This is a genomic window from Alteromonas sp. BZK5, from assembly GCF_014349115.1.
GTDB classification, from domain to species: Bacteria; Pseudomonadota; Gammaproteobacteria; order Enterobacterales; family Alteromonadaceae; genus Alteromonas; species Alteromonas macleodii.
This window is the reverse complement of record NZ_JACSOE010000014.1, coordinates 25504-47701: the sequence shown is the minus strand read 5'-3', so window position 1 is coordinate 47701 and position 22198 is coordinate 25504. Positions and strand designations below refer to the sequence as shown.

The 22198-nt window shown below is 46.0% G+C and carries 17 protein-coding genes; 6 read left to right on the top strand and 11 right to left on the bottom strand.

Annotated elements, in window-relative coordinates:
* Positions 1 to 67: 67 nt before the first annotated feature.
* The 3 genes from BIZ39_RS06140 to BIZ39_RS06130 form a co-directional block, all read right to left on the bottom strand.
* Positions 68 to 808: a MauE/DoxX family redox-associated membrane protein gene (locus tag BIZ39_RS06140; RefSeq protein WP_039236791.1), complete on the bottom strand. Its 741-nt coding sequence runs from the start codon at positions 806 to 808 to the stop codon at positions 68 to 70.
* A 122-nt stretch (positions 809 to 930) separates the two neighbouring features.
* Positions 931 to 1449 carry a DUF6436 domain-containing protein gene (locus BIZ39_RS06135; RefSeq protein WP_187446597.1) on the bottom strand — a complete coding sequence of 173 codons (519 nt, stop codon included), beginning with the start codon at positions 1447 to 1449 and terminating at the stop codon, positions 931 to 933.
* 36 nt (positions 1450 to 1485) lie between these two features.
* Positions 1486 to 2967 (bottom strand): methyl-accepting chemotaxis protein, encoded by a 1482-nt coding sequence (locus BIZ39_RS06130; protein WP_187446596.1) that lies wholly within the window; start codon positions 2965 to 2967, stop codon positions 1486 to 1488.
* A gap of 173 nt (positions 2968 to 3140) precedes the next feature.
* On the opposite strand from BIZ39_RS06130, the gene BIZ39_RS06125 reads away from it, so the two are divergent.
* The gene (locus BIZ39_RS06125; protein WP_187446595.1) at positions 3141 to 4013 is read left to right on the top strand and encodes a RimK family alpha-L-glutamate ligase; all 873 of its coding nucleotides are present in this window, start codon (positions 3141 to 3143) and stop codon (positions 4011 to 4013) included.
* A gap of 81 nt (positions 4014 to 4094) precedes the next feature.
* On the opposite strand, the gene BIZ39_RS06120 is transcribed toward BIZ39_RS06125, so the two are convergent.
* The 4 genes from BIZ39_RS06120 to BIZ39_RS06105 form a co-directional block, all read right to left on the bottom strand.
* Positions 4095 to 5537, bottom strand: a complete 1443-nt coding sequence (locus BIZ39_RS06120; RefSeq protein ID WP_187446594.1) for a DUF3300 domain-containing protein — start codon at positions 5535 to 5537, stop codon at positions 4095 to 4097.
* A gap of 135 nt (positions 5538 to 5672) precedes the next feature.
* Positions 5673 to 6287 (bottom strand): GTP cyclohydrolase II, encoded by a 615-nt coding sequence (gene ribA, locus BIZ39_RS06115; protein WP_014947836.1) that lies wholly within the window; start codon positions 6285 to 6287, stop codon positions 5673 to 5675.
* 132 nt (positions 6288 to 6419) lie between these two features.
* A complete protein-coding gene (locus BIZ39_RS06110) occupies positions 6420 to 9272 on the bottom strand; it encodes an EAL domain-containing protein (RefSeq protein ID WP_222936483.1) in 2853 nt (950 codons plus the stop codon).
* 88 nt (positions 9273 to 9360) lie between these two features.
* Entirely contained in the window at positions 9361 to 9678 is a 318-nt protein-coding gene (locus BIZ39_RS06105; RefSeq protein ID WP_187446592.1) for a hypothetical protein, read from the bottom strand.
* 105 nt (positions 9679 to 9783) lie between these two features.
* Here BIZ39_RS06105 and BIZ39_RS06100 point away from each other — a divergent pair, with 105 nt between their 5' ends.
* Positions 9784 to 10452 carry a glutathione S-transferase gene (locus BIZ39_RS06100; protein ID WP_014975342.1) on the top strand — a complete coding sequence of 223 codons (669 nt, stop codon included), beginning with the start codon at positions 9784 to 9786 and terminating at the stop codon, positions 10450 to 10452.
* Positions 10453 to 10537: 85 nt separating this feature from the next.
* On the opposite strand, the gene recQ is transcribed toward BIZ39_RS06100, so the two are convergent.
* Positions 10538 to 12379, bottom strand: coding sequence for a DNA helicase RecQ (gene recQ, locus BIZ39_RS06095; RefSeq protein WP_014975343.1), 1842 nt, complete (start codon positions 12377 to 12379; stop codon positions 10538 to 10540).
* A gap of 213 nt (positions 12380 to 12592) precedes the next feature.
* On the opposite strand from recQ, the gene BIZ39_RS06090 reads away from it, so the two are divergent.
* The 3 genes from BIZ39_RS06090 to rarD all read left to right on the top strand — a co-directional run bounded on the left by BIZ39_RS06090 (position 12593) and on the right by rarD (position 15673).
* Positions 12593 to 13105 (top strand): thioesterase family protein, encoded by a 513-nt coding sequence (locus BIZ39_RS06090; protein WP_187446591.1) that lies wholly within the window; start codon positions 12593 to 12595, stop codon positions 13103 to 13105.
* Positions 13106 to 13191: 86 nt separating this feature from the next.
* Positions 13192 to 14529, top strand: a complete 1338-nt coding sequence (locus tag BIZ39_RS06085; protein ID WP_014977961.1) for a magnesium transporter — start codon at positions 13192 to 13194, stop codon at positions 14527 to 14529.
* 229 nt (positions 14530 to 14758) lie between these two features.
* On the top strand, positions 14759 to 15673 hold the full coding sequence (gene rarD, locus BIZ39_RS06080; protein ID WP_187446590.1) for an EamA family transporter RarD: 915 nt from the start codon (positions 14759 to 14761) through the stop codon (positions 15671 to 15673).
* Between the two features lie 66 nt (positions 15674 to 15739).
* On the opposite strand, the gene BIZ39_RS06075 is transcribed toward rarD, so the two are convergent.
* Positions 15740 to 17017 carry a diguanylate cyclase gene (locus tag BIZ39_RS06075; protein WP_187446589.1) on the bottom strand — a complete coding sequence of 426 codons (1278 nt, stop codon included), beginning with the start codon at positions 17015 to 17017 and terminating at the stop codon, positions 15740 to 15742.
* A gap of 42 nt (positions 17018 to 17059) precedes the next feature.
* Entirely contained in the window at positions 17060 to 19231 is a 2172-nt protein-coding gene (gene uvrD / locus BIZ39_RS06070; protein ID WP_014977964.1) for a DNA helicase II, read from the bottom strand.
* A gap of 463 nt (positions 19232 to 19694) precedes the next feature.
* Between uvrD and cysE the strand changes: the two genes are divergently transcribed.
* Complete coding sequence (gene cysE / locus BIZ39_RS06065; protein ID WP_014947845.1) at positions 19695 to 20501, top strand: serine O-acetyltransferase; 807 nt, start codon at positions 19695 to 19697, stop codon at positions 20499 to 20501.
* 65 nt (positions 20502 to 20566) lie between these two features.
* Here cysE and BIZ39_RS06060 read toward each other — a convergent pair whose 3' ends face one another.
* Positions 20567 to 22075 carry a diguanylate cyclase gene (locus tag BIZ39_RS06060; protein WP_187446588.1) on the bottom strand — a complete coding sequence of 503 codons (1509 nt, stop codon included), beginning with the start codon at positions 22073 to 22075 and terminating at the stop codon, positions 20567 to 20569.
* Positions 22076 to 22198 lie beyond the last annotated feature (123 nt).

The window sequence follows — 22198 nt, the reverse complement described above, 5'->3', positions numbered from 1 at the left end:
GTTAATTCAACGGGTAAACACGGTAATAGATACCAGCTCAACACGGGTGCATCGGCCTTCATTTAACTTAGGCTATCCATCGTGTAAGCATGTAAAGGCCAGCACCTAACATGGCAAGGTTTTCGGTAAGCGAGATAAACCCAAGAGGAAGGTCTGAATTACCGCCCACACAGGCGCACTTAAGTTCACGTTTATCGATATATACCGCTTTAATAACTGAAACTGCACCTATTGCACCGATAAAAATAGAAACAGGTGAAACTAATAGTGCGGGAAGCCCCGCTAGCATACCAAGCCCAGCAAACGCTTCTGCGAAAGGGTACACATACGCGTACCTTACGTGCTTCATTGCCAGTAAGTCATAAGTAATGAATTGATTTGAGAACGCTACAATGTCCTGTAGTTTTTGTAATGCGAGGATCACCATGGTGATGCCAATGAAATTCATTATGAAAGGTTCAATACCTGTCGGGAGTCCACCTTTTAGCATGAGCGCAAATACCACAAGGGCGGCTAAAGAAAAAATCACAATGATAGGTGTGTAGCGCGAACCGAACTCACTTTCTTGCTTCAAATTGAAATAATCTCGTAAGTCATCATAGCCACCAATTCGCTTATCATCGATAAACGTTTGCGGCGTGGTTTTCACATTGTGCTTCTCTTTAAAAGCGTCAGTTTCACTTCGGTTGGACAAGTGATGGTCTTCAACATCGTAGCCCTTTCTTTCTAGCAAATCTTTCGACTTAAGTCCGAAGGGACAAATGTGATCAGGGGTAACCATGCGATAAAGAACGGCGCGCTTTGACATTGTGGACTCCTTGTAAACCTTTCACGAAACGGCATCTAGTGCGCAAAATATACGCGCCTTCTGCCATGTTTATAGTGATATCACGATATACAGAGATAAATTACATAATCCATGCCAAGGGTTTAACAGAAGCATCCAGTTGCATCAGTGTTAATTACCGCACCGTTGTAGGGGAGTTGTGTGGTATAGCTTACAACCTGTTCGACAAGGTTCTTTCCGGTAAAGCATCCGTAGCCCGTTGCGTATGGACCTAAATAGCGAAGCTGATTTTGCATGTCTAAAACTATAAGCGCGGGCACTGCATCAAGCATAACGGCGAGTTCTGGTACGTCTTCTATATTCACTCTGACTTGATGAAAGTCATTTCCTAGCTTTGTTAATAGCTGAGTTTGGTGAGGTGTAGTTAACGTTTCACAGTAGCAACGAGACTGCGTTCCCACATGAATAACAGAACCAGGGGCAATGTTTTGTTCGTTTAGTAGTTCGACAAGTGAAGCGTCAAAATTAGGCGCTGTTGTGCGGTGAAGTAAATCACCATTTGGGTCGAAGGAAGAAAGCTGGCGCTGACCGTAAACCAACAAGGCGGTGAGTAAACTCACCGCCCATAACAACAAAAGTATCCAGCTTGTTTTTTTATGCATACCCCAAATGCCAACAGCGTGCTTCTAGCGCTTTGGTTAAAGCTTAAATCGCTCGATAGCACTGCGCATGCGTTGAGAGATTTGTGACAACACCTCAACTTCGCCTGCCAGCGATTCAGCGGTAGCCAGTTCCTCAGAAGTGAATTCGCTTAATCGCGCCGTACTTTGCGCTATAGAAGACGATGCGGTTTCTTGTTCCACCGCTGATGTCGCTATTTCGGTCATGCTTTCGCTCGCTTCGCGAATTTGCTGCATGATCTGGGTCATGGCTGAAGTGGCGTTATCGCTAGATACAACGGCTTCATCAACCAGCTTAACACAGGTTTGCATTTGTTCGACTGAACTGGCGGTTTGGGCAACTAGCTGCTCAGTAATACTTGTGATTTGGTCTGCACTTTCTTTTGAGCGAATAGCCAAAGTGCGTACTTCATCGGCAACAACGGCAAAACCTCTGCCGTGTTCCCCTGCGCGGGCTGACTCGATTGCTGCGTTCAACGCAAGCAAGTTAGTTTGCTCGGCAACGGCGGTGATAGAGCGCATTGCGTCAGAAATATGCGCGCACTGCTCGTTAAGCGCCGAGTTTGTTTGCGCTGCCGCATTTAATGTGTTGCGCAGTGAGTCTATGGTGCGGCTTGTGTTGGAAATAGAGTCGCGCGTAGTCTGAGAAGAGCTCTGTGCCGCAGAGGCTTTGTCGCTGGCAAGGGTGGTTTGTTCGGTAGACAGCTGCATCGTTTGTGCGATTTCTTCTGACGATGCCGAAACCATGGCAATCTCTTGGTCAGTGTTTCTGCTGATTTCAAACATGTTGTTTGCCGCCAGCTCCATCTTGTCACAGCCTCTAACAACTTCGTCTGTTAAATTTGAAGCAAGCTCAATTAATGCTTTTACTTGGTCGATGAGCTCTGCGAAAGGTCTCACAATCTTGTGGCCTCGGTTAAGCTCAATAGATAAATCGAGTCTACCGTCACCCTTTTGCATGGTCTCAATAGCTAAGCGCAGTTCAGCCGCACCGGCACCTTCTTGATGACTTTGTTTAGCCATGTACATCAAAACACCGCCCTCAGAAAGCGCGAATACGGCGTGCATCAGCAAGATAGGAAAGGTTACGTGACCTTCTTCAAAAATAAATAACGGCGCGCCGCCCGCTTGTAAAAAGAAGAACGAAATATGATGGACAGCAACGACTGCGGTGCCGGTTGCAACCACTTTCCAGTCTCTAAAGTAGGAAAGAAATGCCAGAAGAACAAAGATTTCAAAGTGGACTTCAATTAACCCGAATGACTGGTGGATGTGGAGGGCTGTTAGCAATTGAACACCGATAGCCATCGCATGGCGACTTATCGCTGAATAGGGATTTTGCAAACTAAGTACAAGTGGTACGACAGCAATTGGAATACCAAGAACAAATGCAGGAAGAATCTCGCCAGTATAAAAACCGATGCCAATCGCAATTAGCAGTTGGATAACAATTACAACGCGAAAAATCTTGTGACCTTCTAGGAGCCAAGGGTACTGCATGTCAATCTCCGACAAGTATTTGGGATTAAGTGTAGGTTAAAAATGAGGGCTGTGCTAACTTCACCACAGTTTACGTAAGCCACGGTTTTTACGCCATTTAACTTTTGTATAGAAGTTACCATTATTAAAAAAGTTTAATCTTCGAATGCCTAAATAAGCTAAAGGACACAATCATGCCTGCCATCGCCTTTCTTTCTACTGACCACCTTGAAGACTTCTTTGTGTACGACGAGCTTTTGATCCCGTTTTTCAATAATAACGGTTGGTCTGTAGAAACCATATCCTGGCATAGTCAGTCAGAAAACTGGGATAGGTTTGATTACGTGATTGTGCGCAGTACATGGGATTATCAGCAGCATCCAGAGGCCTTTCTGGCTTGTTTGACTCAAATTGATGCGTCGAGCGCAACCTTGCTCAATCCATTGCCTCTTATGCAGTGGAATATTGAAAAGCACTACTTAAAAGACCTACAGGACAAGGGCGTGCCTATTGTAAGTACACGGTGGAGTAATGCATTTAATAACAGTGTTATTGATGAGGCCTTTTCCCATTTCAATTGCGACACTGTGGTGGTTAAACCTACGCTTAGCGCTAATGCTGATGATACGTTTAAGCTCTCGGTCTCAAATTGGCATGAACAGCAACAGGTGCTTTCTGATACGTTTAATCAACGTGATTTCATGATTCAACCTTTCTTAAATAGCGTGGTTGAAGAAGGGGAGTACTCGCTTTTCTATTTTGGCGGGAAGTACAGCCATGCCATTAAAAAGGTGCCGCAGAAAGGCGATTTTCGCGTACAAGAAGAACACGGGGGGAGCTTACATCCCATTGCCGTAGATGAAGAACAACTTGATATTGCCCAGAAAGCATTGTCAGAAATGCCTTGCGAAGCACTTTATGCACGGGTTGATTTAGTCAGGCAGGGCAGTGGCTGGGCGATAATGGAACTTGAACTTATTGAGCCCTCTCTTTACTTCAATTTAGATGAACAGTCTCCCCTGCGCTTTGTCGACGCATTGATAAGCTTTCATTTGAATAGGGCCTAAGCGTTGAATAAATGAAAAGTGAAGCCAGCAAATTATAGGTTTGCTGGCTTACTGATAGGAAACTAACTTTTTAATTTAGTGCTAACGCAGCGTCTTCTCAGTTCGTCCCTGCTTTATCGTCCTGTTTCTGCTTGATTCAGAATTCTTAACTTGTGCACGGCTTACTGAAGAAGTCCTCGCCCGCTCAATTCGTCTTGGTTTACTGCTCTCTCGAGCCACCGGCTTGTTTTGCGGACTCGTTCTTTCAATTCGCTCTCGATTTATGTTTTGTTTAGCTGGGCGTTTTAGCGTGTTTTCTCTATTAGCATATCGCTTCGACTCTGACGGCGTTGATATCCGAGCAGTTTTGTCCCGCTTTAACTGGCTTAGCGTCCGGTCCCTAGTCGGCTTCTCGCTTCTGCTCGCCGCTTGATTGCGTTTTAGCGCGTGCTCAATTGATTGTTTGCGGCTTACCGAGTCTTGCTTGTTCTGAAAACGACTTTCTCTAAGTGACGTTACCTGTTTTGGTTCAATAGTGCGTCTTTCGGTCTTGGTCTTTTCCGTGCGCGCAATGGGTCTTACGGTATTTCTGTCATTGTGGCGTTTCGATGTGTTTACCGTACTAACGTGTTTATTAGACAAGTGCTTTGCCCGCAACACACCCGCATGTTCATATCGCGAAGGCGCGTTGTGAACTACTCGAGTAGAGTAACGCGCACGACGATGCACCGTGTTGTGTTCCCAACGACGATAGTCTCGGCTTATTACGCGTTTTCTTGGGCTACCGTGATAATACCGGCGCACAGGCTCGCGGTGAATAACCACATGGCGGTTATGCCAGTGCACGCTACCAAAGAAAAAGAACGTAGAAAGATGGATGCTTGGAGACCAATAGACATTGCTTTGATGATGGTAGCTTACGTGATGACGCCAGCGAACTGGTGAAGTTGTGTGCCACCAGTGACCGTACACAACATGAGGGTCGTAATAAGGCACATACACCACTTCCCGCTGACGGGGCTCAATGTAAATTATCTCGCGAGTAGGCTCACGTTCCCGTTCAACTTCAATGTAGTCATTGGTCACCAGATTGCCAGTGTTGAAGGCGTGTTGTCGAAGCACCTGCACGCGGTCTAGCACACGGCTTTGATCAATTAATACGTTATCACCAAGTTGCTGTAACCACTGAAGATCATTCGCCATGGTGCTGAGTAAGTCGGTAAACGGAGCAAGTGCTTTTACGCTGGGATCCCAGTTAACACTCGCCAGCACATTTTCCACTTGTTCCGGGGTTAAATGTTTGTTGCTTTGGCGCCAGCGGTCGGCTGCAACTACATCAAGCGGGTAGGTAGCCGCAATCAGTATGTGAGTAAGCAGGGTATCAGGATAAAGCGCAATGGGCGCAAGTACACTGTCTAATTCAGCGTCAGAATATTGCTGCGTTGACGCAGAAACATGTGCAAGGTTGGCGTTCGACTGAGCGATGGCAGGTAGCGCTGAAACACTAAACAGTGCGACAATCACAGATAAGGTTATGTTTTTCATACATTCTCCTTAGCGCATGAGCAACGGCTTTTCGCGCGCTAAATGGTAAGTCTGTATACGTTATAACCAGTCTATGATTAACCCAAGCTGAATAGAAAACGCCCACATTGGTGTGGGCGTTTTTAAGGAACTCGTCTATTTGAAAACGTGGGGGTCGAAAGCGTGCCCAAGCTTTTCTGTTTTCGTCTTTAAGTAATGCTTGTTGTCTTTGGTGATACCGTGGTCAATAGGCTTACGTGCAACCACGTCTATACCAAGCGCTTTTAGTGCTGCCAACTTTTTCGGGTTGTTTGTCATAAGCTCAACATGCTTCACATTCAGCGTATCTAGCATCAGCTTGCAGATATCGTAACTTCTTAAATCGGCGTCAAATCCAAGATGTTCGTTAGCTTCTACCGTGTCCATGCCGCTATCTTGAAGGTTATAGGCGCGAATTTTATTTAAAAGACCAATACCGCGACCTTCTTGGCGAAGGTATAAAAGCACACCGTGACCATTATCGACGATATTTTGCATGGCTTTTTCTAATTGAAAGCCACAGTCACAGCGAGTGCTAAATAAAGAATCGCCTGTTAAGCATTCTGAATGGATACGAATTGGCACTACGTCGTCTTCTTTCCACTCTCCATAAGAAAGGGCAACGTGTTCTTGGCCGCTGGCTTCAACAAAGCCGTGTATTTTAAAATCACCCATGCGAGTGGGTAATTTTGCGGTACTGACATATTCGTATTTAGGCTGTTTGCTACTCATGTTACTTCTACACTTTGGACAGTAGGCAATAAGTGGGGATGACTTCTTTTTTTGCAAGTCTACCATTTTATTATACGCGAGTTGACGCTAGTGCTATCACTTTTTTCGTAAGACGTATATTAAGTGCAGTTATTAAAGTGGGGTAAACTCTCGCAGAGGGGCAGGCTTTGCAACGCTATAGCCTTGGGCAAAATCAACGCCCATTTTGCCAAGTTGTGCCATGGTGCCTTCATTTTCAACGAATTCCCCGACGGTTTGCATACCCATGGCTTTCGCTACATCATTGATTGACGCAACCATAGCCGTGTCTACACTGTCGTTCAGCATATCCTTGATAAACATACCGTCAATCTTTACCTGATTAACCGGCAAGCTTTTGAGATAACTGTACGAAGAGAAGCCGCTGCCGAAGTCGTCTAGGGCAAACGAACACCCAAGGCGATTAAAGGTACGCATAAAGGCAAGGGTGTCCTCCATTTTTATAATCGCTACCGACTCGATCACCTCGAAACAGATCTTGTTGTAAGGAATATTAAAGGTTTCGAAAGCGTTTAAAATGAATAACGTAAAATCTCTGTCTGCTAATGAATGGCAGTTAAGGTTTATACTGCATCGCCTTAACTCAGCGAGATGTTCAGGGTTTTCAGACAGCCATTTGAACGTATTTGTGACTACCCATTTGTCGACATTTACATTCATTTCAAAGCGCTCGGCCGTGGGTAAAAAATTAGCGGGCTCAACAATTTTTCCGTCTTTTTCCCTTAGGCGCAATAGCACTTCATAATAGTGACCATCGCTGGCTTTGCTCAAAGGTCTTAAAGACTGGTAATAAAGTTCAAAGCGCCCTTCTTCCAAGGCGTTGTTTATAGAAGAGACCCAGTCCAACTCACGCTGATAGCGCTGCATGTTCTCGTCATCTTTATTATATTTATGCACCTGATTTCTGCCTTGCTCTTTGGCAAAATAACAGGCGGCGTCAGCCATACTTAAATACTGCCCTGAGCTAACGTTACTATCATCGCATACGACCATGCCAATACTCACGCCCAGATTGAATATTCGGTTATCCCACATGAACCGATAGGCCTGTACTGCATTGAGTATTTTCACTGCATTGAGATATACCGCATCAGCATCTAAATCTGAATAGATAACGCCAAACTCATCACCCCCGAGTCTTGCTAGCTGCGCGTTGGGTAGCAGCGTATTTTCAATCAGGCGAGCGACGTCTTTTATGAGTACATCTCCCGCTTTGTGACCGCAGGTGTCGTTAACGACTTTAAATCGGTCTAAATCTAAAAAGAGTATGCACACAGGTAACGCGCTGTGGTTATGTACTTTTTCCTTGAAAACAGATTCAAATTGCCGTCTGTTGTATACGCCGGTTAGTGAGTCGTGAGTAGCCAAATACTGAAGGCTTAAATCGGATTGCTTTTTTTCCGTGATATCAATAATTGAGCCGTACAGGTAAGTTCCTTCATCGTTCTCGCGGATCTGGCAAGACAATGAAAACCAAAACTCTGTGCCGTCCCGACGTTTTCCCCGTATCTCTTTTCTGGTGACATGGCCTTGCTGTGATATCTCACCTAACAATACATGTCTGTCTTCTGGTGATGCGTAAAAGGCTTTTGTGCTTGCTCCCTCGCTAAGCATTTCTTCCTCATTCTCATACCCAAACACCGTGCACATCGCAGGGTTAACTGAAATTAGCTTTCCGTCCCAGGTTGATGTGTAGTGTCCTTCAGCGGAGTTTCGGAACAAGTCATAAAAGTGATTTAAGCTAGAAATCGTTTCAGCTTGTGAGGAGAGCGTATGTTGATTGAGTACCTGCTCTTTTGTGATGACCGCAAATCCAAAACACAGGAAACCCAAGGTTAAGAAAAACAGCATACCCATCGCGACATCGACAGTATAAATAAGGTCGCTGAAAAGGTTTTGGGTCACCAAAGCGTAAAACGCAAAGAAAGATAGCCAGGCCAGAATATAAGTGGTGCTGACAACACTACTGTCTTTGTCTTTAAAGATAAGAGCGAGGGTAACGTGATACAAACCCATCGCCGCTGTGAGTATAAGCAGCGTGATTGTGACCATATAAGCATTTACGGTAAAACAGTAAATGGTAGCAGCAAGAGGTAGAGCATAATTTAGCAGTCTTAAAACGAATGGCACACGAGAGAACAGGTGATGAGTCACTTTTCCAATACACAGTAGTAATACGCCGAAGCATACGGCGTAAAAATGCTCGCTGGCGTTAGTTAGGCTAGGCCAAAACGCGAGGCCACCCTCTGTAATGAACAGCAACGCAATAAGCACCAATGACGACATGGTTAGCCAGAAGCGGGTAGGAATGCGCTGACATAAGTAGGAAAAAAGAAAATAGGAAGCAATGAGTGCCATCACACCCGACACAGCACCAAGTAAAGTCAGCATATTAGTGTCGTGTTGAGCAAGCAGGTCTCGCTCCCATAGTGACATTGGAAAGTACTTTAGCCCTTCGTCTTTCACTGCGATTAGTAACCGAGCGTCTTGATATGGTTGAAGGGTGAAAGCAAGCCTGATATTTGGAAGCGGTTGTCTTAACGAATAGTCACCTTTACCGGCTTGATAACGGTACGATTTTATAATTCGCTGGCTGCTGTCTAGAAGATAAATCTGCAAATCATCAACGTTTAGACGGTCGATATTAAGTACTAAGGGAATGGCACTATAGCCAGAGTGAACAAGCTCTGTTGAATACCACACACGTTCTGTTGAAGAAGCCGTTGCTGTTGCTGTTGGTGTTTTTGTGGAGCTTCCCGTCAATACATCAAAATAGGTTGCGCTATTAGGTGCAATTGATACCCGTGCATAATGGTTGATGATTTCCCTTTCGAAAGACTCATCGATAACAAGCCGCGGGCTGGCAAAGGCGTTTATGCTCAGAACCACCCAACTAATGAGCAAAGCTGCAACGTACTTTGTGAGCTGGGAGATTGGCACAAGCATGATCCTTGAAGCGCTAATTATGTGTTTTCTATAGAATAATACTAGTCTGTCCTAAAAGCCAAACAGAAAGAAAAAGGTGTGGTGATACTTATGTGTTTTGAAGATACTGGTAGATCGCATTCGGTGATTGTTGAGTGCCTACCGGTTCCAGCCAAATCGCCTCGCAAAGCCACTCAATGCAAAGTATGCATTGAAAATCTGTATTGCTGGATTGGGTGGTAACAAGCGCCTGAAAGCGATCGGCTCCCCAATCTGCGTCGGATAGTGAAAAGTGAAAAAGTTCACAAAACTGCTCTGCCCACTGCTGAGTTTTAAGAGGCGTTAAAGGTAATGCAACGCGGATTTCTACGCTTTGTTTGTTAACCACGGCGTGCTGTTGAATGTCTTCTTTGGTGAGATTTTGCATAGAACTTATCAATTCGCTGGTTATTGTAAACCTGCTTGCTTTATAAAGTGTATATAGTACAACACAAAAACAATAGCGTTAATCTAAGTGTATTAAGGACGGGGTATGCTAACACTTCACCATTTAAATAACTCTCGCTCGCAGCGAATTTTGTGGCTTCTTGAAGAGCTAGGCGTAGAGTATAAAATAGAATTCTATCAACGAGACAGTAAAACGAACCTAGCGCCGGATTCATTGCGCGCTGTTCACCCGCTGGGACGCTCTCCGGTGCTTACTACGCCTCACGGTGCTATTGCCGAGTCTGGTGCTATTGTGGAATACCTTGTTCGCCACCACGCTACAGACGCATTTTCTGTACCTCAAGACCCAGAGGCACTTCAACAGTATTGGTTTTGGCTGCATTTCGCTGAAGGTTCGCTAATGCCGCCACTAGTGGCAAACTTAGTGCTGGAGAAAGCGCGTCAAAAAGGTTCGAAGCCTTTCTTTATTAAGCCAATTACTAACAAACTGATAGACGGTATTTTAAATGCCTATTATGGCCCTAATTTAGCGCAGAGCTTACGCTATGTGGAATCTTACTTATCGAAAAATACTTGGTTTGCGGGTGACGCACCCAGTGGCGCTGATGTTCAAATGATATTTCCGTTAGAGTCGTTGGTAGCCAGCGGGCGTGCGAAGGACTTTACTGCCATTCAAGGTTACGTAAAACGAGTTCATGCCAGAGAAGCCTACAAAGCTGCGCTTGAGAAAGGGGGAGAATACGCTTACGCCTAGTGTGTTTATCTCTACTGCGTGCACTTTTACTTTCTGCAAACCCTGCGGCCAGCTGGAAAACAGAATCTAGTTGGCCTGCAAGCCCTCAGTGCTCTCGATTTATGTAATCATCAATAAGCTGGATAAAAGCCTCACCATAGCGCTCGAGTTTGGTTTGGCCTACGCCGCTTACATCAAGTAAGGTGTTGCGCGTAGTGGGGAGTTTACACGCCATATCCACTAAGGTGGCGTCACTAAATACCACATACGGCGGCACTTCATTTTCTTCGGCCAACACTTTGCGTAAGTGCTTAAGACGGGTGAACAACGTTCGGTCGTAGTTAGCAGGCGCTTGTTTTGCTTTTTTCTTGTCGGGCTTAAATTCAAGTCGTGGAACGGCAAGCTGAACCGCTACTTCACCTTTTAACACAGGCCGAGCGGCCTCGGTTAAGCGCAATGCGGCATGGGCGGTAATATCAACGCGTATAAGGCCTTTATGAACAAGCTGGTTGATAATGTTGTGCCAGTAGCTATCCGATTTATCTTTACCTATGCCGTACGTGGAAAGCTGGTGGTGGCCTGCTTCCTGAAGGCGCCTAAGCTGCTTGCCTCGCAAAACATCAATGACATACTGGCTAGAGGCTTGCTGTGAGAGCCGAAGTACACACGACAGTACTTTTTGTGCAATCACCAAACCGTCGATCATCTTAGGTGGGTCTAGGCAAATGTCGCAGTTGCCACAGGCGCTGTCACTGAACTGCGAAAAGTAGTTCAGGAGTACTTGTCTACGACAGGTTTGTGCTTCTGAAAAAGCTTCCATAGCCGCAAATTTTTGTAACTCTATTTGGTTGCGCTCGGCTATTTCCCCTTGCTCTATCCACTGTTTTACGCGGGCTGCGTCTTTTTCATCAAACAACAATAAAGCTTCTGACTCCAAGCCGTCTCGCCCCGCTCGGCCGGTTTCCTGATAATAGCTTTCAACACTGCGCGGAACATCGTGGTGAACCACATAACGCACGTTCGATTTGTTGATACCCATGCCAAAGGCAACGGTGGCCACCACAATATCAATTTTATCGTTAAGAAACTGGCGTTGTACCAGCTCTCGCTCGTCGTTATCCATACCCGCGTGATAGGCCGCGCAGCGAAAACCTTGTCTGAATAATTTAGCGTGCAGATCGTCGACTTTCGCGCGGCTGTTGCAGTAAATAATGCCGCTACCTTCTTGCTGTTTTACGTAAGCAACAACTTGATCAAAGGCTTTGTATTTGCTCATTACGCGGTAGCGAATATTAGGTCTGTCGAAGCTGCCTTTATAAACCAGCGGGTCGTTAAGGTTTAGCTGCGTCAGTATGTCTGCTTGGGTCGCTGAATCTGCAGTCGCTGTGAGTCCAATAACAGGAATAGAGGGGAAGCGAGATTTTATTTGCCCCAGAGCGCGATAATCCTGCCTGAAATCGTGCCCCCAATGGGAAACGCAGTGCGCTTCATCAATGGCAAATAAGGCAATGTCGGCGTGCGCAAGCGACTGCTGAAAATAGTACTGCATTAAACGCTCAGGCGACACGTAAAGCAAGTCGAGTTTGCCAGCTTGCAGTGCGTCATTTATGCGTGCTTGTTCGTCTGCTTCTAGCGTTGAATTGAGATAGGCAGCTTTTACGCCCAGCGCTTTAAGCTGTTCTACTTGGTCCTGCATAAGCGATATAAGCGGTGACACAACAATAGCGGTGCCTTGGCGCACTAACGCAGGAATTTGATAGCACAGCGACTTGCCACCACCTGTTGGAAGCAAAACAAGTGCGTCTTTACCTTCACATACTTGGTGAATGACTTCGCCTTGACCGTCGCGAAAAGCATCGTAACCAAATACATCTTTTAAGACGGTTTCTGGTGTTTTTACACGTTGCGTTTCTGGCGCTAATTCTGATGGAGCTATTGCAGTTGTCATGGCGCTGGATTTTACGCGTTTTTGGCGACGTCTTCACGGGGCAATTTAAAAAACTAGACTAAAATTCAGCGATAGTCCTGATCAGAGGGGCAGCAGCTCTTATAATTTATTTTGATTCAATATCATTGGTTGGATGAATTTCCGTCAAACTTACGTTCGGTAGTAATGTTGCTTATAAGCACATTACAAATATCAATTCATCAAGGAAAGCGAGTGGATAACAAAACGACTAATAAAGACGAAGCTAAGGGCAGCGAAACACTAAACCATGAACTAATGATTAAACATGTAATTGCGCTTTTTCGTGATACTATGCCGTTTAACCAGTTGCTGGGCTTGGAATTTGTTACTGAAGGAGAGGGGCTGGATACACAGATCTCCCTGCACCTTGATTGGCAACCAGCGCTGACCGGCAATCCAATGCAAAAAATCCTACACGGCGGTGTAACAGCGACTATGCTAGACACCATCGGTGGTTTAGTTTCAATTGTAGAAACCATCAAACAAACCGCACGTGAACACCTTGCGGACCTTCAAGTTAGATTGCCCACCATGGGCACAGTCGATATGCGCGTTGACTACTTAAGGCCGGGAAGAGGCGAGCGCTTTGTTGCGACAGCCACGATTATACGCAAGGGCAGTAAAGTAGTGGTTTGCAGAATGGAATTGCACAACGAAAAAGGCGACCATATAGCCTTTGGAACAGGTACATATATGCTGGGATAGCAGTGTCTTAATAGGTTTGCATCATCCCACAATGCCTGTTGTTACGTTGTGTAAAGGAAGTGAGCGGTATTAACGGGAGGTGTAGCATGGCAGAGCCATTACCAGACTTAATTGAAGAGATTGTTACCGAAAGTATGGGTGACGATCCGGCGACCTTGTTAGCCACCCTTGCGGGGCAAGACGAGGTATACATCGCATCACTGTTAGAATCGTTGCCCGTAGAAAAACGTTTGGCGGTATGGGAAGGCATTCCTCGCGACCGTAAGCTCGACGTATTGGTTGAGATGCGTAGCGACCCCCGTGAAATTCTTATCGACAATACGCCGCACGACGAATGGGCATCTATTTTTGCTGATATTGACGCAGAAGATTTACTGGAACTACTCGATTCATTGCCAAAACGCCTAGTCGACATGGCCTATGAATCACTAGATTCTAAAGAGCGTAAGTACTTCAGAGAAGCGACACAATTCCCCGATAACCAAATAGGGCACTGGGTTAACCACGAGCAGTTAGTGTTACCTTCGAACGCGAAAGTGCGCGAAGGGCTACGCTTATTAAGACGTGACATACCTCAGCATTGTGACAGCATTTTTTTGGTGAACCGCTCAGGTCAATTCTCCGCGCTGGTTAAAATTAGCCACCTCTTCAATGCGCAAGATCACGTGTCGCTATTCGACTTGTCAGAAGAAAGTGTGACGACCATTCAAGGGGCTGACGACACTATGAATGCGTCGCTACTTGTTCAACGTTCTGGGCTTGCGTCGCTGCCGGTAGTTGACGAAAACAACAAGCTTCTCGGCCGATTAGATGTGACCTCTGCAAGTGAGTTGGTTAACGAGTTTTACGAACGCCAAGTGATGGCTTCGGCCGGTATGGATGAGGACGAAGATTTATTCTCGCCTGTGGCGAAAAGTGCGAAAAATCGTGCCCTTTGGCTTGGCATTAACTTGCTTACCGCATTTTTAGCTTCGTGGTTTATTGGATTGTTCGAAGGCACACTTCAACAAGTGGTTGCCCTTGCGGTACTGATGCCGGTAGTGGCAAGTATGGGAGGCATTGCAGGTAGTCAAACGCTAACCCTGATTGTACGCGGCTTGGCGTTGGGGCAGGTCACGCCTGCCAACTTACGGGCGCTGATGGTGAAAGAGCTTAAAGTAGGCGGCGTAAATGGCGTGATTTGGGCCTTGGTAATTGGCGTTGTTGCTTATTTCTGGTTTACCGATGCCATGTTAGGGTTGGTTATCTGTTTGGCCATACTGTTCAACATTGTAGCCGCCGCACTTGCAGGCGTGTTTGTACCTGTAATATTGGACAAGCTGAAAATAGACCCTGCACTGTCGGGGTCGGTCATTTTGACTACCGTAACCGACATTGTAGGCTTTGTAGCATTCTTAGGTTTGGGCACTCTGTTTCTGCTGTAGCACCATTCCCGCGATAAATCTTGTCCTGTTTTTTCATGATGAACGCATCTTAGGCCCCATTGAATGAGCACATTTAGTGGGGCTTTTTCATTTTTTGTTAATTACGTTTCATTAATTATGCCGCTTGTTACACGTCCTTTGCCGCATTGGAAAGCGTTAAGGGTTGTGTATTCACCTAACCTGATAAACAATACGCGCCTTCTTCCCCCGAGTTTCGTTGGAGTCAGTCTTGTCTAAGCAAACCAGTGCCGCTCAAATCGGCGTTATTTGTGCAATTGCCGCTTACAGCATGTGGGGTGTTGCACCTGTTTATTTCAAACAGTTGATGGTATTGCCGGCTGCTGAAATCCTAATGCACAGGGTAGTTTGGTCTGCGGTGCTTTTGGTTGGGCTTATAGCCGCGCTAAAGCAGTGGCCCAAAGTGGGCGCCGCCCTTCGCAATAAGCGCGTTATGCAGATTTTATTCGTTGCAGGCTTGTTACTCGGAGCGAACTGGCTCTTGTTTATTTGGGCAATTAATAACGACCATATTCTTGATGCAAGCCTTGGCTATTACATCAACCCTCTTATCAACGTATTTCTAGGTCGACTTTTCTTAGGTGAAAGGTTGCGTAACTTACAGCGTGTAGCCGTTGGGCTTGCCGTTATTGGCGTGGCTATTCTTATTTTCTCTTACGGCCACGTGCCGTGGATTGCCCTGGTGCTTGCGGGAAGTTTTAGCGTGTATGGCTTATTGCGCAAGCAAGTGGCAGTAGACTCGCTACCCGGCCTATTCATTGAAACCTTAATGCTCTCGCCATTCGCTATTATTTACTGGGTCTTCTTTGGCTCTGAGTACAGTAACTTATTTAATAACGACGCCACGCTAAATACCCTTATTTTAGCGGCTGGCATTGTAACTACCGCGCCACTACTTTGTTTTACCGCTGCAGCAAGGCGCATTATGTATTCAACGCTGGGCTTTTTTCAGTACATTGGCCCTACGCTTATGTTCATTCTGGCGGTTTACCTTTACGGCGAACCGCTTGAAGAGTCGCGCTTGGTAACCTTCGGCTTTGTGTGGTTTGCGCTTATCTTGTTTAGTGCCGACTCGCTAGTTAATTACCGCAGTCAGCGTAAAGCGCGAAAGCTAGCGGTGGAGTAGGTGCTTTTGCGCACAAGTCTTTAATGAAACGTCGGACAGCTTAGCGGCGGTTGATTGAGTGAAAAGCTAAAGCAGTAAAGCTTGCTCTTGCTGAGGAACATCTGGTGGTTCGCACTTCACTTGGTTACGCCCACTATTTTTGGCGGCATAAAGCTGCTTGTCGGCAAGGCTTAGTAGCTTATCTACGCGCTGAGTGTGGGCGCCACTTACCCCAATACTGCAGGTCACTTTAATGTCGCTTTTAGGCAGCTGAATAATTTCCGCTTCCACCACTTTTCTGAAGTCGTCTAGACGCTCACAGGCTTCTTTTAGTGGTGTTGACGGCATGTATATACAAAACTCTTCGCCACCAAAGCGGGAGATAATTTCGTCCGGAAAATAAAACTCAATAAGGGCCGCCATGGCTTTTAGCACAATGTCACCTGCGTCATGGCCATGGGTATCGTTTATCGATTTGAAAAAGTCTAGGTCAATGAGGGCGAGAGCGTGATCTTCAGACAGGTTTTGGTGTTGCACAGTAACCATGTAGAAGAAGTGGCGCCTGTTAGGCAAACCTGTTAAATAGTCGGTGTTGGCCACACGGCGAATTTCTTCAACGCTCTCAATATATTCCACGTTCTGCATCACGCGACACAAGAATTCTTCATGACAGTAGGGCACTCGCAAGAAGTCATTTGCACCACTCTTAATAAAGTGCGCAGACATTAACATGCCTTTGCCTCCAGCAACGCCCATAATTGCCAACTGCTCTTTCGAAAAGGCTTTTCTTAAACTGGCGACAAAGTGCGTGCCTGTCATATCAGGTAACGTATTGTCAGTGATAACAAGACGTACGTTTTTGTGTTCAGACAAGCATTGCATAGCGTCTGTAGCCGTTAGGCATTCAAACGCAATAAAATTGTGGCGCTGAAGTAATGAAACGGTTTTTGAGCGCAACACCCGATTAGTGCTTACCACGACGACACCAGTAGACTTGTTTTTTTCTAATCGGCTAATAAGACGATTGAGGTAGTCGTAGTTCTGCGAATTTTCTTTGGGAATGTAATCGACAACGTCACGTTCTAGGACTTTATCGCGAATAGCGCTGTCTAAACTTTCTGTTGTAGCAATGGTGGGAATGAAAGACTCAACCGTACAGTCGATGGCTTCGCCTTTTGGTGCATCGGGAAGAGAGTATGCCACAATAGCACACAGAAAGGTTTCCGGCATATTTTGCGAAAACCGTGCTTTGCCTTCTGTCAGCGACGTTGCGCCAACGGGGGTAAGGCCTGCCCGGCGTACTAATTTCGCTATAAGTTCAAGGTTGCCTTCACCATTTTCGATGATCAGCACGTGTTGCTGCATACATTTCAACTTAGGTTTAGGCTACCTTGCCTATTAATAATGTTACGCTTTCTCCAGCTTTGCGTAAGCAAGTACCAGCCATTTGCTGCCAAATTCGTCGAAGTTTACTTGAACTCGACCGTGCTCACCACTCCCTTCGTAGTTAAGTACGATCCCTTCGCCAAATTTACGGTGTACAACTCGCTCACCTAAACTAAAGCCCGTTTCTTCAAAACTGGCGTGCGACGTCGCTTGGCTAAAGCGGTTGTGCACGGGCCGCGAAATAGTCGATTTCAGCCTAACCTCTTCAACGCAGTCTGCTGGCATTTCGCGAATAAATCGAGAAGCAGTATGATACTTATCTTGGCCATAGAGTCGACGACTTTCTGCGTAAGTAATATACAACTTTTGCATTGCTCTGGTCATACCAACATAGCAAAGTCTGCGTTCCTCTTCCATTCGACCTGGCTCGTCGTTAGTCATTTGGCTAGGGAACATACCTTCCTCTACACCTGCTAAGAATACCAGCGGAAATTCAAGGCCTTTGGCGGTGTGTATGGTCATCATCTGCACGGCATCCTGGTCTTTATCCGCCTGGGTTTCACCCGCTTCCAGCGACGCATGGGCTAGAAAGGCTGCTAGAGGAGACATTTCTTCGGCTTCTTCAGGCACGATAAAGGTTTTACATGCAGTAACCAATTCTTCCAAGTTTTCTAGTCGTGCTTGGGCCTTTTCTCCGCGCTCTGCTTGGTACATGGCGTACAGACCAGACTGGCGAATAGCTTTATCGGCTTGTTGGTCAAGGGGCTCATCTAACGTGGATTGCTCTAGCTCAGTAATTAGCAACACGAAGCTTTGCATAGCGTTTAGCGCGCGGCCTTTAAAGCCACCTTCATTAATGAGCAACTGACACGCCTGCCACATTGAACAGTTGTGCATTCGTGCGGTGTCGCGCACTTGCGATAAGGTTTTCTCACCAATACCGCGACTTGGGGTGTTTACTACACGCTCGAAAGCTGCATCGTCGTGCGGGTGGCTCACCATACGCATATAGCCAAGGGCGTCTTTAATTTCTTGGCGTTCGAAGAAGCGCAGACCGCCGTATATGCGATACGCCAGCCCTTCGTGTAGCAAGGCTTCTTCCAGTACTCGAGACTGGGCGTTGTTTCGATAAAGAATGGCGGTATCAGTAAGGGCGTTGCCTTGATTCAGCCAATCTTTGATTTTCGAAACAATAAAGCGCGCTTCATCTAGCTCGTTGAAACCCGCATATACAGAAATCAGCTCGCCTTGCGCGTCTTCCGTCCAAAGCTCTTTCCCTAAACGGCCCGTATTGTTGTCGATAACCGTGTTCGCCGCTTTAAGAATGTTTCCTGTAGAGCGGTAATTCTGCTCAAGGCGAATAGTAGTAGGCTCGTTGAAGTCTTTCAGGAAGTGCTGAATATTATCTACGTTCGCGCCGCGCCAGCCGTAAATAGACTGATCGTCGTCGCCAACAATCATAATGTTATTATTACCTCCACTACACAGCATACGAAGCCATGCATATTGGATATTGTTGGTATCTTGGAATTCGTCTACCAACACTGCACGGAAACGACGTTGATAGTGGGCTAATACTTCTGGGTTTTTAGCCCATAATTCATGTGCGCGTAGCAACAGTTCAGCAAAATCTACCAAGCCTGAACGGTCACAAGCGTCTTGATATGCCGCATAGACTTCGCGCATGGTCTTTTGAATATGATCGCCGTGGGTTTCAATGTGCTGAGGGCGCAAGCCTTCGTCTTTGTTGCCATTTATGTACCACTGAATTTGACGAGGCGCCCAATGCTTTTCGTCCAGGTTCATGGCCTTCAGAATGCGGCGAATAAGTCGATATTGATCGTCCGAATCAATTATCTGAAAATTCTCAGGCAAGTTGGCTTCTGCATGGTGCGCGCGTAGTAAGCGATGCGCAAGCCCGTGGAAGGTACCAATCCACATATTGTGCAGGCTGCGACCCATCAACGACTCTATTCGGCCGCGCATTTCTTTGGCTGCTTTATTGGTAAAGGTCACTGCCAAAATAGAAAAAGGGGCGATGTTTTCGACTTCCATTAACCACGCAATGCGATGCACTAATACGCGGGTTTTACCACTGCCCGCGCCAGCTAAAACTAGGGCGTTAGATAGTGGGGCTGCTACTGCTTCACGCTGTTTGTCGTTTAGCTCGTCTAGCAGTCGAGATACATCCATAGTGTGGTACCTGTTAGTTGATAGTGTTATACATTCAGCAGCGCGCTATTATGCCACCTGCCTGTTGATTTATACAGTCCAGTTTTTCCCCAGTGAAGATAAACTTCAACGGCATTATACGTTCGTGTGCAATCATGATTTTAAGTATTATTTAATGAAAGATACGAGCGCTCTGAACGTTCTATTAAGTCAATGGAAGCACTCAGTTAGACGCAGCGAGAGAGCAGAGCGCTTTAACGATGTATACATGTACGATACGGTTATTAGCTATAACGAATTAATTCGATAAATTGATCGAATTATGCGCTTGGTCGGTATTACATCGGTATTGCATCACATCAAACTCAGGTAAACTTTTACGCGTTCCCTTTTGTCAGCATAGATATGCCCAGCAAGGAACAAGTTAGATTGCTTACTCAATTTTCTTATAGAACACAGCATTTTTATATAACGGGACATGCTCATGACCGCACTTACTACGCCCATCGATTTTTGGTCTACGCTGAAACAAGAAGCGCAAGTTGTTGCTGAAAAAGAGCCTTTGCTGTCTAGCTATGTGCATGCCAGTGTTCTTGCACATCACAACTTTGAATCGTCGCTAAGCTTTATTCTGTCGAACAAAATGGCAGACGACGTTATGCCTGCGCTCGCCATTCGTGAAGTTTTCGATGAAGCTTACTTACTTGAACCTGGCATCAGCGAAGCGGCTATTGCTGACATTCTAGCGATTAAGGCGCGGGATGCGGCGGTCAACGATTACCTTACTCCCTTACTTCACTTTAAAGGTTTTCATGCTGTGCAAGTACACCGCATGGCGCATTACCTTTGGGTTCATGGGCGTCATCAGCTTGCTTTATTCTTACAAAGCCGCAACTCGGCAAGCTTTGGTGTAGATATCCACCCTGCTGCGCGTATAGGTAAAGGCGTCATGTTTGACCATGCAACTGGCATTGTAGTGGGCGAAACTGCAGTGGTTGAAGACAACGTATCTATTTTGCAGAGCGTTACATTAGGTGGTACCGGTAACGAGTCGGGCGACCGCCACCCTAAAATTCGCCAAGGCGTGTTAATTGGCGCTGGCGCCAAGATCCTTGGAAATATTGAGATAGGTGAAGGCTCAAAAGTAGGCGCTGGTAGCGTTGTACTCAATAGTGTTCCAGCTCACGTTACTGTGGTGGGTGTTCCAGCTAAAGTGGTTGGGAGACCGGTTTGTCAAAGCCCATGTGAATCCATGCGCCAAAACGTACTAGAAGATAACTCCCACGTATAAAATTGGGGTCAGAGTACATTTTCGTCTTCAGGGGTTTTTGAGCGATTAAATGTACTCTGACCCCATTATTTGAAGGTTATTGTGTTGCCGCCTTTTTCTTTTGATGCGTAGAGTGCCCGATCGGCGCGCTGAATAAGTGTCTCGAGTGTATCGCTTTGCTGCATGAGAGTGACGCCGAAGCTCGATGATAATGACACTTCTGAAATAACGATTGCGTTTATACCTTCACGTACCTTTTCCACCAAATTAAGGGCGTTTTGCTCGCTGATATTAGGCAGAAGCAGTACAAATTCGTCGCCGCCAAAACGGGCGAAAACATCCGCTTTACGCACAATATTCTTCGTCACCTGACTTAAGCGGCGCAATGCGTTGTCGCCGTCTACATGGCCTAATTCGTCATTGATACGTTTAAACTTATCTAAATCAAACATAACGAAATAAAGCGAGCTTCCCGATTCACGGCTCTGAGCCATTTCAAGAGCGCTGCGCTGGGCCAAATACTCCCGCGTATAAGCTTGGGTTAAGGTATCCACAAAAACACGGTCTTTGAGCAGAGCATTGTCTGCTTGTAACTGAGGAATGGCTATACCAAATAAAGCGTTGGCTGCAATAACGTTGGGTGCAAACTGATACACTTTGACGTAATCCATTAAGGCGAATATATGCACCAGCAAAACAATGCATAAGCTGCTTATTGCAAGGCTTATAACATTGCGCTTTGTACTTTCAGTACACGCTATCCACATGTGGGTAATGGCGAGAAAAAAGATAGCAAATGCACTGTCACGAGACTGGGTAAGCTTTGCCAATAACATGACGAATAGTATGAGGGCCAAATTGATTGCCACTTTTTTAAAGTAGCTATGTAAATCGGATGAGGCGCAGTTAGAAAATGCTAAGAGGTCTATTTTAGAAGCCGCACATATCTTTACTAACAAGCCAGCAAAAAGAGGTGCAAGCACTACAACACCAGCCATATCCCCTATCCAAAAGGGCAGCATTGCCTCTTTAATATCCGCCGCTGACATCTGATTAGTGAGAACAAGTGAACCAATGACTAGTTGCGTCGCAACTAACGACGAAATACAGCCGATGATTAAGAACGAGACGATTAATTGGGGTGTGGTGACGTCAGGTTTTCTCAATAGATGGCCGAGAACACTAGCTCCTGCATAGTAAGGGAGCATATGTGCAACGCCGAATAACACGCCGCCCCAAATCATTTCTACGTTACTTAATTGCAGCGAGTAGTTATGACCATTCCAGACGGTAATCGCAATGGCGGCCACCATAATAGGCACTACCGCGCGCCAACCTAAAACTAAGAAGCATGCAAGGGTGTAGCCTGCCGCAGGAAACCAAACACTGGCGTGTTCAGTGTATTCAACAATGCGTCCAATTTGCCATATGGCAATCCAAGACAAGATAATAAATACATCTTGATACAAGCCAGACAGTGGCTTAAACGGCCAAAAAGAACGACCTGTCTCGGCATGTTCATGAACATTCGAGGTTGGCTTATCTACCTTGGACGCTTGTTGCGACCTTGACTTCGAGATAGCAGGTTTTTCCATGAGGACACAAAAACTACGACTTCAGTTTTCAGTGTATAACGAGTGAGCGTTAAAATCTATACACCCTAAGTGCGGCTCTCTAGACCTTTAATAATGCGGCTTACTCAAAGGTTCACATCCCGC

Coding starts and splice junctions, on each gene's coding strand:
- BIZ39_RS06085 (WP_014977961.1), top strand. CDS start 13,192: ATGGCAGAGCCATTACCAGACTTAATTGAAGAGATTGTTACCGAAAGT.
- BIZ39_RS06075 (WP_187446589.1), bottom strand. CDS start 17,017: ATGCAGCAACACGTGCTGATCATCGAAAATGGTGAAGGCAACCTTGAA.
- BIZ39_RS06140 (WP_039236791.1), bottom strand. CDS start 808: ATGTCAAAGCGCGCCGTTCTTTATCGCATGGTTACCCCTGATCACATT.
- BIZ39_RS06100 (WP_014975342.1), top strand. CDS start 9,784: ATGCTAACACTTCACCATTTAAATAACTCTCGCTCGCAGCGAATTTTG.
- BIZ39_RS06135 (WP_187446597.1), bottom strand. CDS start 1,449: ATGCATAAAAAAACAAGCTGGATACTTTTGTTGTTATGGGCGGTGAGT.
- BIZ39_RS06060 (WP_187446588.1), bottom strand. CDS start 22,075: ATGGAAAAACCTGCTATCTCGAAGTCAAGGTCGCAACAAGCGTCCAAG.
- BIZ39_RS06125 (WP_187446595.1), top strand. CDS start 3,141: ATGCCTGCCATCGCCTTTCTTTCTACTGACCACCTTGAAGACTTCTTT.
- recQ (WP_014975343.1), bottom strand. CDS start 12,379: ATGACAACTGCAATAGCTCCATCAGAATTAGCGCCAGAAACGCAACGT.
- uvrD (WP_014977964.1), bottom strand. CDS start 19,231: ATGGATGTATCTCGACTGCTAGACGAGCTAAACGACAAACAGCGTGAA.
- cysE (WP_014947845.1), top strand. CDS start 19,695: ATGACCGCACTTACTACGCCCATCGATTTTTGGTCTACGCTGAAACAA.
- BIZ39_RS06130 (WP_187446596.1), bottom strand. CDS start 2,967: ATGCAGTACCCTTGGCTCCTAGAAGGTCACAAGATTTTTCGCGTTGTA.
- BIZ39_RS06120 (WP_187446594.1), bottom strand. CDS start 5,537: ATGAAAAACATAACCTTATCTGTGATTGTCGCACTGTTTAGTGTTTCA.
- BIZ39_RS06110 (WP_222936483.1), bottom strand. CDS start 9,272: ATGCTTGTGCCAATCTCCCAGCTCACAAAGTACGTTGCAGCTTTGCTC.
- ribA (WP_014947836.1), bottom strand. CDS start 6,287: ATGAGTAGCAAACAGCCTAAATACGAATATGTCAGTACCGCAAAATTA.
- BIZ39_RS06105 (WP_187446592.1), bottom strand. CDS start 9,678: ATGCAAAATCTCACCAAAGAAGACATTCAACAGCACGCCGTGGTTAAC.